The 11,489-nt window shown below is 61.4% G+C and carries 13 protein-coding genes; 9 read left to right on the forward strand and 4 right to left on the reverse strand.

The features are described 5' to 3' along the window. Positions 1–8: 8 nt before the first annotated feature. From nrfB to NOX35_RS04400, 4 genes are all read right to left on the reverse strand, one after another. Positions 9–2,231, reverse strand: coding sequence for a cyclic di-3',5'-guanylate-activated glycosyltransferase NrfB (nrfB, locus tag NOX35_RS04385; protein WP_256495862.1), 2,223 nt, complete (start codon positions 2,229–2,231; stop codon positions 9–11). After that, positions 2,218–3,399 (reverse strand): non-hydrolyzing UDP-N-acetylglucosamine 2-epimerase, encoded by a 1,182-nt coding sequence (gene wecB, locus NOX35_RS04390; protein WP_256495863.1) that lies wholly within the window; start codon positions 3,397–3,399, stop codon positions 2,218–2,220. Before wecB ends, nrfB begins: the two co-directional genes overlap by 14 nt. 162 nt (positions 3,400–3,561) lie before the next feature. Then, on the reverse strand, positions 3,562–4,896 hold the full coding sequence (gene glmM / locus NOX35_RS04395) for a phosphoglucosamine mutase (protein ID WP_003074055.1): 1,335 nt from the start codon (positions 4,894–4,896) through the stop codon (positions 3,562–3,564). 100 nt (positions 4,897–4,996) lie between these two features. Then, positions 4,997–5,230: a hypothetical protein gene (locus NOX35_RS04400; protein ID WP_256495864.1), complete on the reverse strand. Its 234-nt coding sequence runs from the start codon at positions 5,228–5,230 to the stop codon at positions 4,997–4,999. A gap of 463 nt (positions 5,231–5,693) precedes the next feature. On the opposite strand from NOX35_RS04400, the gene hisF reads away from it, so the two are divergent. The 9 genes from hisF to tatC all read left to right on the forward strand — a co-directional run bounded on the left by hisF (position 5,694) and on the right by tatC (position 11,438). Next, on the forward strand, positions 5,694–6,494 hold the full coding sequence (gene hisF, locus NOX35_RS04405) for an imidazole glycerol phosphate synthase subunit HisF (protein ID WP_003058607.1): 801 nt from the start codon (positions 5,694–5,696) through the stop codon (positions 6,492–6,494). Positions 6,495–6,564: 70 nt separating this feature from the next. Next, positions 6,565–6,993: a phosphoribosyl-AMP cyclohydrolase gene (gene hisI / locus NOX35_RS04410; protein WP_255538961.1), complete on the forward strand. Its 429-nt coding sequence runs from the start codon at positions 6,565–6,567 to the stop codon at positions 6,991–6,993. Between the two features lie 4 nt (positions 6,994–6,997). Next, on the forward strand, positions 6,998–7,396 hold the full coding sequence (locus tag NOX35_RS04415) for a phosphoribosyl-ATP diphosphatase (protein WP_003062137.1): 399 nt from the start codon (positions 6,998–7,000) through the stop codon (positions 7,394–7,396). Positions 7,397–7,407: 11 nt separating this feature from the next. After that, positions 7,408–7,806 (forward strand): hypothetical protein, encoded by a 399-nt coding sequence (locus tag NOX35_RS04420; RefSeq protein ID WP_182285720.1) that lies wholly within the window; start codon positions 7,408–7,410, stop codon positions 7,804–7,806. Between the two features lie 252 nt (positions 7,807–8,058). Further along, a complete protein-coding gene (locus NOX35_RS04425) occupies positions 8,059–9,102 on the forward strand; it encodes a patatin-like phospholipase family protein (RefSeq protein ID WP_182285721.1) in 1,044 nt (347 codons plus the stop codon). Between the two features lie 97 nt (positions 9,103–9,199). Continuing rightward, positions 9,200–9,568 carry a histidine triad nucleotide-binding protein gene (locus tag NOX35_RS04430; protein WP_182285722.1) on the forward strand — a complete coding sequence of 123 codons (369 nt, stop codon included), beginning with the start codon at positions 9,200–9,202 and terminating at the stop codon, positions 9,566–9,568. Positions 9,569–9,688: 120 nt separating this feature from the next. Further along, positions 9,689–9,925: a Sec-independent protein translocase subunit TatA gene (gene tatA, locus NOX35_RS04435; protein WP_003058595.1), complete on the forward strand. Its 237-nt coding sequence runs from the start codon at positions 9,689–9,691 to the stop codon at positions 9,923–9,925. Positions 9,926–9,947: 22 nt separating this feature from the next. Then, entirely contained in the window at positions 9,948–10,469 is a 522-nt protein-coding gene (gene tatB, locus NOX35_RS04440) for a Sec-independent protein translocase protein TatB (protein ID WP_256495865.1), read from the forward strand. Between the two features lie 156 nt (positions 10,470–10,625). Further along, positions 10,626–11,438 carry a twin-arginine translocase subunit TatC gene (gene tatC / locus NOX35_RS04445; RefSeq protein WP_182285724.1) on the forward strand — a complete coding sequence of 271 codons (813 nt, stop codon included), beginning with the start codon at positions 10,626–10,628 and terminating at the stop codon, positions 11,436–11,438. Positions 11,439–11,489: the final 51 nt, after the last annotated feature.

The following is an 11,489-nucleotide window of genomic DNA, read 5'->3' on the forward strand; positions in this document are numbered from 1 at the left end:
ATTGGCACCTAAGCAGCAACAGATACGATCGGGGCGGCATCAAGGCGGCGCAAAAGTTGCGCCATGGTGACCTGCAGCTGTTGCTGCAGTCGCAGTGCTTCATCCAGCGTGGCCTGTGTCAACGCCCCCTGGTTCACCAGGAACTGGCCCAGGCTGTCATCGGCTTGCTCATGTCTGAGCAGCAAGGCATTCAGCACGGCCGTGTCGATGCGGCCCAGGGCTTGAAGCACTTCGCCCAGCATCAGCTGCCGCGACACATAGAATTTCCACAGCTCTTTCGCCTGTTCGGCGGATACGCGTTTGCGCTCCACGGCCCAGGCCAGCAGTTCGCGAGCCGGCTCCCCATGCTGTCTTGCATACAGACGCCGCAGCTCGACCGTGACCTCTCCCTTGGGGGCAATGAGGTAGCGCACAGGTCTCTCGAGCTTGCGCTCCAGGGCTGCATGCGAGACCGGGTCTATGACTGACTCGCTGGCCAGGACCAGCGTCTTTCCCTCCTCGCGCAGCGGCACCACGCTGTAATGCAGTGCCAGATGTGCCGGCAGCAGCGCCGCGATCTCGTCGGGGATCAGGCGCTCGCCCAGAAACTCCCAGGAAACCCCGGCCTGCTGGGCCACTGCAGCGGCCAGCTGTGCGGTGCTGATCAGGTCCTTGTGCACCAGCGCACTGCCCAGACGCAGGCCCGGAGTGGGTCGTACCAGGGCCTCCTGCAGCTGGCTCTCGGTCAAGGCGCCTTGCGCGATCAGTATCTGTCCCAGGGGCTGGCGCAGTCGGGGGCCCTCTCCCAGCATGGGGAAGTCATGGTCGGTCTTGGCCCAGGCCATGCGCCGGATATCCTTGGCCTGCAGCGCCTGGGCGATGGCCCGCCAGTTGGCCAGAAAGTTCACCAGATTGCCCCATAGCAGGCGCGGAAGCGACATCAATCCCTGGACGATGCCGTAGTAGCTGGTGACGAAGAACATGCGCTGGGCAATGCGGTTGAGCATCAGCACGAAGTTCGCGGCCAGCAGCGCGTACAGCCACCAGTCGCCCTGGAAGATGGATAGAAACCGGTAGCTGTCCGGTACCAGGCGCTGGTAGAGCCAGATGGCAATCAGCTGCATCGCCAGCAGCATGGCCAGAAAGCTGGCGAAATTGGTGAGAGCTCCCTTTCGGTCGCGCCAGAGAAAATAGTTCAGCACGCCGCTCTTGGTCCAGCGCAGGGTCTTGAAACCCTGGATCACGATGCCGGTGATCCAGCGGGACTTCTGTCGCACCGCCGCATTCAGCGTATCGGGGAAGAACTCCCGCACACAGATGACGCTGGCTTCGCGCGCGCTGCGTCCGTGTCGGCGTGGCTGGTCGGGATCGGCAGGCTGGTCTGCATCGTGCACGGGAAAGCGCACGAAGATCTCGCGCATGCCCAGCTGCTTGAGCCGGAAACCGATGTCGTAGTCCTCGGTCAGGCTCTGGGTGTCGAAGGCCACGCCGTCGCCCATCTCCAGCAGCGCCGTGATGGCGCGGCGGCTGAAGCAGGTGCCGACGCCGGCGCTGGGCACCTGGCCCACCATGGCCTCGCGCACCACGATGTCCTTGGCATGCAGCTCGGCAAACTCGTCCAGATAATGCCCGCCGGTGAATTCGCGCAGCGGCCGCTCCAGGGGGTAGACCGGCAGCTGGATCAGATCCTTGCGATCCACGAGAAAGTTGAACAGTCTCAGCTCCAACCTGGACAGCACGTCTTCCGAGTCATGCAGGATGAAGCCTGCAAACTCTATGCCCGAGCGCTGCTCGAACTGGAAGATGGCATCGAGCACGTTGTTGAGGCAGTCGGCCTTGCTGGTCGGCCCGGGGCGTGCGCAGACCACGCTGTGCACATTCGGGAAATGGGCTCTTACCTGCTCCACATCGGCGTGGGTCTGGGGGTCGTTGGGGTAGGTGCCGATGAAGATGTGGTAGTTCTCATAGTCCAGCGTGGTTGCCGCCAGCTGCGCCATCTTGCCGATCACGCCATGCTCCTGCCAGGCGGGCACCATGATGGCCAGCGGCTTCTCGTCCACCCCGAGCAAGGCCTTGTGATTCATCTGCTCATGGCGCGAGTACACGGTCAGTGCACGCCAGGTGCGCCGCCCCCAGTAAAAGAGGTCGATGAACAGATCGTCCAGTCCGCTGATGAAGATCACTACCGCAATGACGATGGCGATGCTCTTGAGGACATAGAGGTATCCGGTGAACAGGTCAAGCCAGGACATGAGGCGTCCTTTCTGCGGCTTTCTGTGCCAGGCCAGCTTGATCAGGCCTCAGCATCTGGTGCAGTCTTTTTACGGTGCGCTGTGCTGCAGTCCCGTCACCAAACGGGTTGCTGCTGGCCTGCATGCTCCGATAGGCCGCATCGTCATGCATCAGGTGGCGCACGGACTGAACGATCCTGCTTCTGTCAGCCCCAACCAAGGCGGCGCAGCCGGCTTCCAGAACCTCGGGACGCTCGGTCTCGTCGCGCAAGACCAGCACAGGTACCTTGAAGGTCGGCGCCTCCTCCTGCAGTCCGCCGGAATCGGTCAGCACCAGCCAGGCATCGGCCAGGGCCTGCTGCATGGCCAGGTAATCCAGCGGTTCTGTCAGCTTGACATTGGGCAGTCCGCCCAGCAGCCGGTATACGGGCTCCTTGACCACCGGATTGAGGTGGACCGGAAACAGCACCGGCATCTGGGGAAACTCGCGCGCGATATCGGCAATGGCTTCGCACACATGGTCCACATCGGGGCCCCAGTTCTCTCGCCTGTGCATGGTCACCAGGATATGGCCTCGGCCCTGCATGCGGCGATGGATGTGGTGATGCTGGCTGGCCCAGAGCTGGGCGTCGACGACGGTGTTGCCGGTGAGCTCGATCTTTTCCTTGCCCACGTTCTCGCGCTCCAGTGCCTGCTGGGCTCTGAGGGTGGGGGCCAGATGCAGGCTGGCGATGCGCCCTATCATCTGCCGCAGGCCTTCTTCCGGAAAAGGTCGGTGCAGGTTGTAGGTGCGCAGGCCGGCCTCGACATGGACGACGGGCACCTTGAGGTAGAAGCCGGCCAATGCACCCTGAAACGCGCTTTCTGTGTCGCCCTGCACGATCACTGCCTCACAGCTCGTAACCGTGAGCACGGACTCCAGTTGAGTCCGGCAGCCTGTAGCGAATTTCAGCAGTGAGCCTCCTTGCCTTTGCAGTACATGATCGGGCTGGATATGAAAGCAATCCAGCATTTGCGCGGCCATGTCGCCATGCTGGCCGGTGTGCAGCCAGATGGGGCGGGCCCAGTGCGTCTCCTGCAGTGCGTGATAGACAGGGGCCAGCTTGATGATTTCGGGCCTGGTCCCGGACACGATGAGCAACTGCGCGATGTCTGGCTTGGCGTGAAGAGCCTCGGAGTCCTGATTCATTGTGTTCTCCCTTTGAATCAATTGGTATCAGACGTTCTTCGTTCGTACCTGCTCAAAATCATCTTTCACGCTCCGCTTCGGGTATGTCAGCCAGCTCCTCGTGCTGGCCGCCATTGGTGCCGGCTTTGTCTGCTGCATGAGCGGCGCAGCCGCATCAGCGGGCTAACCATCTCTGGCAGCCGTGACCAGTCGCTCGGCACAGCGGCTGGCCTGATCGCCATCCTGAGCCTCCACCATCACATGCAGCAGCGGCTCCGTGCCGCTGTGACGAACCAGCACACGCCCGGTAGAGCCCAGCTCGGCCTCGACCTGTGCCTGCACTCGTGCCAGCAAGGCATTGCTGCGCCAATCCCGGTCTGGCGACCAGTGCACATTGAGCAAGGCCTGGGGGTAGAGCTGCACCGGCAGCAGCCATTGCGACAGCGTGCGGCCGGTGCGCACACAGGCCTGCAATATCTGCAGGGCATTCACCAGACCGTCGCCCGTGCTGTGCCGATCCAGTATCAGCAGATGGCCTGACCCCTCGCCGCCGAAGGTCCAGCCCCTGCGGCTGAGTTCCTCAAGCACGTAGCGGTCGCCGACCTTGGTGCGCATGAAGTCCACATCCAGCACCCCGAATGCCCGCTCCACCGCCATATTCGTCATCAGCGTGCCCACGGCGCCCGCAATGCTCTCGTCATGCTCCAGGCGGTCGGCGACGATCAGGTACAGCAACTCGTCCCCGTTATAGAGCCGCCCGGCGGCATCGACGACCAGCAGGCGATCCGCATCGCCATCCAGGGCAATGCCGAAATCCGCACCGCAACCGGAAACTGTCGTGGCCAGGAGCTCCGGATGTGCGGCTCCGGCCCCCTGGTTGATATTCATGCCATCGGGAGCGCAGCCTATGGCCACCACTTCGGCCCCGAGTTCATGCAAGACCATGGGCGCTATCTGATAGGCCGCACCATGGCCGGCATCGACCACGATCTTCAGTCCTCGCAAGGTGAATGCATGGTCGCAAGTGCTCTTGCAAAACTCGATATAGCGACCGGCGGCGTCTTCCAGGAGCTGGGTCTTTCCGAGTGCGATCGCCGGGACCCAATGCGGCTCATCGAGCAGCATTTGCTCGACTGCTACCTCCCAGACGTAGGGCAGCTTGGTGCCTTTGGCACTGAAGAATTTGATGCCGTTGTCCTCGAAGGTGTTGTGGCTGGCGCTGATGACCACTCCCAGGCTGGCCCGCAAGGCCCGCGTGAGATAGGCCACCCCCGGTGTAGGCAGCGTCCCAAGCAGCACCACATCCGCGCCAGAGGAATTGAAGCCCGACACCAGGGCGCTTTCGAGCATATGCCCCGAGATGCGCGTGTCCTTGCCGATCAGCACCGTCGGGCGCTCTTCGTTGCGATGAAGCATTCGTCCGACGACATGGGCGAGATGCAGAGCGAAGTCCGGCGTGATGGGGAAATACCCAGCCCGCCCACGGATTCCGTCGGTACCGAAATATTGGCGTCTCATATCCATGATGATCACCTATGCCTGAATACATTCATCGAACGGGATGGGTTTCCGGGTCCGGTCAATTATTTATGGGGCAACACTGTCGAGGTATTAAAAGCTATTGATTTACTTTTTTCATAGTTTCACTAGCAAAAACAATCCGAACAAGAATGCAGCGTAAAAAGAAACATCTTTTTACGCCATGAATATTTGGATGCCGAATTGGGGTTTTATACACAATATTTAAGGTATTTCGCTTCCCGGTCGGGACTGTTTGCATTGCTGTCAGCCCAAGAGTCCAGGCGTCCAGGCGGCTTGCAGAAGCCCAATCTGCAATAGCTTTGCTTTTCACGCAGTCGCATGCCGCTCTCGGCGGTGCAGCTTTTCGCTGGCCTGGAGGCCGCTTGTCGAGAATATCAGCGCCTGTATTTTTCGGATCGCTCGCGGCATGCCCGGTCAGGAGTGGGCGATGCTCCTATGTGTGCCAGTTAATCGCAGCCGGAATATTGATGCAGGAAAGAAATTGCGGCTGAAAACAATAAATTCCGAGGCCAGCTCTGTGTTTACTGTTATTCAATTGGGAGCACAGGGATTTTGTGCTGCTCTTTATGGGTTGAGGCAGCGGTTGAGTTGAATCGTTTCAGCTCGCGCAGGTTTGATTCGCGATGCGATGGCTGCGGCCGGGCTGCGTGCCGCCGAAGCCGGGTGGCAATGCCATGGCAGCAGCAAGGGGGCGCCGTTGGCAGATGCCGGAGGCAGCGGCGAGGCCGTGGTATCTTCGGCCTTCTTGTTCGTAGATATTCCGAGACTGGTCCATGCTTGCCAAACGCATCATTCCCTGCCTTGACGTGACCGGCGGCCGCGTGGTCAAGGGCGTCAATTTTCTGGAGCTGCGCGATGCGGGCGACCCGGTGGAAATTGCCGCACGCTACAACGCCCAGGGTGCGGATGAGCTGACTTTTCTGGACATCACGGCTACCAGCGATGGCCGTGACCTGATTCTGCCCATCATCGAAGCCGTGGCTTCGCAGGTCTTCATTCCGCTGACCGTGGGCGGTGGCGTGCGCAGCGTGGAAGATGTGCGTCGTCTGCTCAATGCCGGAGCCGACAAGACCAGCTTCAACTCCGCCGCCATTGCCAACCCGGACACCATCAATGCCTGCAGCGACAAGTACGGCGCGCAATGCATTGTGGTGGCCATCGACGCCAAGCGCCGCACGCCCGAGGACGAGCAGCGCATCGGCCCCGGCGGCACGCCCATGGGGCCGGGCTGGGATGTGTACAGCCATGGCGGCCGCAAGAACGTGGGGCTGGACGTGGTGCGCTGGGCCGAAGAGATGGCCAGGCGCGGTGCCGGCGAGATCCTGCTGACCAGCATGGACAAGGACGGCACCAAGAGCGGTTTCGACCTGAAGCTCACGCGTGCCGTGGCCGATGCCGTGGCCGTGCCGGTGATTGCATCGGGCGGTGTCGGCAATCTGGAGGATCTGGCCGATGGCGTGACCATTGGCGGCGCCGATGCCGTGCTGGCCGCGAGCATCTTCCACTATGGCGAATACACCGTGCAGCAGGCCAAGGAGTGCATGCGTGCACGCGGCATTCCCGTGCGCCTGTAAAAGTTAATTTGAGAGCGGCTTGCGCAGGCTACAAGCAGCTTTCCATATGTTTTGTGGTTGATGTTGTCTGCTGGCCTGCGCTGGCAGCTATACAAAACAAAGGTCTGCAATGAGCTGGCTCGATCAAGTCAAATGGGATGCGCAGGGACTGGTGCCCGTGATTGCGCAGGAGCAAAGCAGCGGCGACGTGGTCATGTTCGCCTGGATGAACCGCGAGGCACTGGAAAAGACCGCCGAGCTGGGGCGTGCCGTCTACTTCAGCCGCTCGCGCAACAAGCTGTGGTTCAAGGGCGAGGAGTCAGGCCATGTGCAGACCGTGCACGAGATGCGCATCGACTGCGACAACGACGTGGTTTTGCTCAAGATCACGCAAGAGGGGCATGATCCCGGTATTGCCTGCCATACCGGTCGCCACTCCTGCTTCTATAGCGTTTTCAAGGACGGACAGTGGCTCGCTGTCGATCCGGTCTTGAAAGATCCTGCTTCCATCTATAAATAAAGTCATGTCTGAACAAAACACCGCGTCGGTCGAGGGCGCACTGGCCCGTCTGGCCGCCGTGATCGAAAGCCGCAAGGTCGCCAACGGTGGCGATCCCGAGAAAAGCTATGTCGCGCGCCTGCTGCACAAGGGGCCCGACGCCTTTCTGAAGAAGATCGGCGAAGAGGCAACCGAAGTCGTCATGGCCGCCAAGGATGTCGATCATGGCGCGGACAAGGGCAAGATCCTCTATGAAGTGGCGGATCTGTGGTTTCACTCCATGATTGCGTTGTCGCACTACGGATTGACGCCTGCAGAGGTGGTGGCCGAGCTGGAGCGCCGCGAGGGCACCAGCGGTCTGGAGGAGAAAGCCCTGCGCAAGGCCCAGGAACGCGCTGCTCAGGAAGGGGCGGCCAAGCAATAAGGAGGAAGCGCATGAATGACGATCGCGACATCATCGATGTAAACAGCAGCAGCTCTACCGAGGTCGAGGGCCTGAAGGCCTGGGGCTGGGTCAGCTATCTGCTGCACCTGATCGTGGCCGTGGCTGCGGTGCTGCCGGGCGCGCAGGTCAGTGTGCTGCTGTTGCTGATTGCAGTCGTCATCGATCTGGTCAAGCGCGACGATGCGCGCGGCACCTGGCAGGAGAGCCATTTTTCCTGGCGCCTGCGCAGCGTGCTCTGGGCCATCGTGCTCTATGCCGTGACCTTCCCGTTCTTCCTGCTGGGCCTCCTGATCTTCAACCCCGCCTGGGTGCTGATCTCCATCTGGTTCCTCTACCGGATCGTCAGCGGCATGATCGCCATGAACAAGAATCGCGCGATCCAGCCCTGAGCCGAACTTGCCAGACACCCAAGCCCCTGCTTTACGGCCGGGGCTTTTTTGTTTTGGCAAGCGGTTTTGTTGCACTGCAACAGATTCGAGGTCGCAGGCTGACACGGGTGCAGGGCCTGTGCAATGCTCGCGGTGCTGGATAAGCTTCAGGACTTGTGCAAGCCAGGATCGGGCATGACATCCGTCCTGCCTTCTGGTTTTCATGAGTCGCTGGCTCCTCACTTGGTTCATCAACCTTCACAGGATCGTGCCATGGCTGCAGAGACTTCCCATACCCTCAACCTGGCCTTGCAGGGCGGGGGATCGCATGGTGCGCTGACCTGGGGCGTGCTGGACGCATTGCTGGACGATGACGGCCTGATCTTCGAAGGCATCAGCGGCACCAGCGCCGGTGCCATGAATGCCGTGGCGCTGGCCCATGGCTTCGCGCAGGCGGCCGCGCAGGAAAAAAAGGCGGACGATGCCCGTTACCTCGGGCGGCAACTGGCGCGCCAGTCTCTGCGCGAGTTGTGGGAGGGCGTGGGCACCATGGGCAGCGTGGGCAAGATCTTCTGGGCCGCGCCGTTGCCGGGCAGCAAGCAGTTCATGGGCGTGCTCAATCAGTTTCTGTCGCCCTATCAGACCAATCCGCTCAATATCAACCCGCTGCGACAGTTGCTCACCCGGGTGGTGGACTTCGAGGCGCTGGCACATCCCGAGCACCCCAGCGTGGTGCCCAAGCTTTTCATCTGCGCCACCAATGTGCGCACGGGCGCCGGCAAGATCTTCAAGGGCGAGCAGGTGACGGCAGACGCCATCATGGCCTCGGCCTGCCTGCCGCAGCTGTTCAAGGCGGTGGAGATTGACGGGGAGTGCTACTGGGATGGCGGGTTCTCGGGCAATCCGGCCCTGTATCCGCTGATCTACGAGACCCGGAGCCGGGACATCCTGCTGGTGCAGATCAATCCCAAGGAGTCCGATGTCTCGCCCGACACGGCACGCGAGATCATGGACCGCATGAACGAGATCACCTTCAACGCCAGCTTGCTGGCCGAGCTGCGGGCCATCGAGTTCGTGGTCAAGCTGCTGGAGCAAAAGCGCCTGGACCCCGAACGCTACAAGCATGTGCTGATGCACCGCATCGATGGCGGCTCCGTGCTCAAGCCCTTCGGTGCCTCGAGCAAGGTGCGCGCAGACATGGGCATGGTGCGCAAGCTGTTCGAGCTGGGGCGTGAGCGCGGCCAGCAATGGCTGCAGCTCAACCGCGAGCACCTTGGCGTCAAGCAGACGCTTCGATTCAACGAGAATAGGGGATAGCCTCCGCAGGGGGGCGACGCCATTGCCTGCTTTCTGGCTTCCCGGGTCATGGGCAGGGCAGGGCGTTGGGAGTACTGAACCGTAGATACAAGAGACCATGCACGACCACGATTACGACGCCAATTGCATTTTCTGCCGAATCGCCAAGGGGGAGATTCCTTCGCGCAAAGTCTATGAGGACGAGGAACTGTTCGCCTTCCATGACATTCACCCCGGTGCGCCCGTGCACTTCCTGGTGATTCCCAAGAAGCACATTCGCTCCATGGCCCAGGTCGGCGCCGAGGATGCGCCCCTGCTGGGCCGCATGATGGCGCTGGCTCCCCGGCTGGCGATGGAGCAGGGCTGCAACCCTTATCCCGATGGCGGTTTCCGCATCGTGGTCAATACCGGCAGCGAAGGCGGGCAGGAAGTGCACCATCTGCACCTGCACGTCATGGGCGGCCCGCGACCCTGGCTCAAGGGCTGATCAGGCCTAGCGCAGGCCTGCACCCGGCGATAGAGCTGTGCGCTGCAGGCTTTTTGGGTGATTGATTCGTATCTGTCACAAGCCCCGTCTAAAATGGTTTGCAATTTCTAGGAGATTCTCATGGGCTCGTTTTCTATCTGGCACTGGGCGATCGTGCTGCTCATCGTGGTTCTGGTGTTCGGCACCAAGAAGCTCAAGAACATCGGCTCCGACCTGGGCGGTGCCGTCAAGGGCTTCAAGGACGGCATGAAGGACGGCGCGACTGACGCCGACGCCAACGCTGCGACCGGCCAAGTGGCCAACCAGCAGGCCGCCGAAAAGGCCACCATCGACGTGGAAGCCAAGCAAAAGAGCTGATCGCGGCAGGACTGACATTTAGATGTTTGATATTGGCCTGTCCAAAATGGCGCTGATCGGTGCCGTGGCCCTGGTGGTCATCGGTCCCGAGAAGCTGCCGCGCGTGGCCCGCATGGTGGGCACCTTGCTTGGCAGGGCACAGCGCTATGTGTCCGACGTCAAGGCCGAGGTCAACCGCTCCATGGAGCTCGATGAGCTGCGCAAGATGAAGGACACGGTCGAGACTGCCGCGCGGGACGTGGAGTCCAGCATGCGCAATCAGGCCTCCGATCTTGAAAAGGACTGGAGCGATGTGACCAAGGACCTGCGCGACGACTCGAACATGACTTCGGCTTCGTCCTTCGGCTCCTATGACGCAGAAGGTGGCTACACCGGTCTGGATACGCACAGCAGCGTGGTGCCCAGCTATCGCCATCCGCGCAAGAACTGGCGCGTCAAGCGCGGTGCCGTGCCCCAGTGGTACAAGGCCCGTGCCGGGGTACGCAGCAAGGTCCAGTCGGGTGCGGCACGCGTGGCGCGCTTTCGCCCCAAGAAGTTCCATTGAACATGCAACTCAGCAGCCTGCCGGCCGCAAGGTCGGCCATGGCCGGCCCCAGGGGGACGGCTTGGCTGCCCGCATGTCGCCCTTTGCCCGTGATCCGCGGGCGTTGTTGTTTCCCAAGCGTGAGGAGCCGATCAGGCTCCGACGCGGTTTTGCACCATGTCCGAACCCTCTAAAGAAGACGAACTCGCCGGCACGGAGCAGCCGTTTGTCCAGCACCTGATGGAGCTGCGTGATCGCCTGCTCTACAGCCTGTATGGCGTTTTGATCGGCGTCGGGCTGCTGATGTTCTGGCCGGGCCCCGACGGCCTGATCGACTTCATCGCCCTGCCCATCAAGGAGCACATGCCGCCTGGCGCCAAGCTGATTGCGGTGGGCGTTTTCTCGCCCTTCTTCGTGCCGCTCAAGGTGCTGATGATGGTGGCTGTGCTGCTGGCGTTGCCCTGGATCATGTACCAGATCTGGGCCTTTGTGGCTCCGGGCCTGTACAGCCACGAGAAGAAATTCGCCTTGCCGCTGATCCTGTTCGGCAGCCTGCTGGCCTATGCCGGCATTGCATTCGTACAGTTCTTTGTGCTGGGCAATATGTTCAAGTTCATCCAGCACTTCACGCCGGCCAGCGTGGCAGCCACGCCCGACATCGCCTCGTACGTGGAAGCGATTCTGTCGCTCTACATCGCTTTTGCCGCGGCCTTCCAGGTGCCCATCGTGGTGATGCTGCTGGTGCGCTTTGGTCTGGTGGAGATCGAGAAGCTCAAGGCTTTCCGCGGCTATTTCGTGGTGCTGGCCTTTGTGATTGCTGCCGTGATCACGCCGCCCGATGTGATCTCTCAGCTGGCCCTGGCCTTGCCCATGTGCCTGCTCTACGAGATCGGCATTCTGGGGGCCGGCTGGTTCAGCCGGGTATCGCGTGCGCCCGATGCCGACGAAAGCACGGGCTCAGAGGTGGAAAAATCCACAGACGGCCACTGATCTGCGCCCCGACCTCCTGCAAAGCCCTTGAAGCAATTCAAGGGCTTTTGT

Origin of the sequence: Comamonas sp. C11 (assembly GCF_024496285.1) — a bacterium.
Lineage (GTDB): Bacteria > Pseudomonadota > Gammaproteobacteria > Burkholderiales > Burkholderiaceae_C > Comamonas > Comamonas testosteroni_F.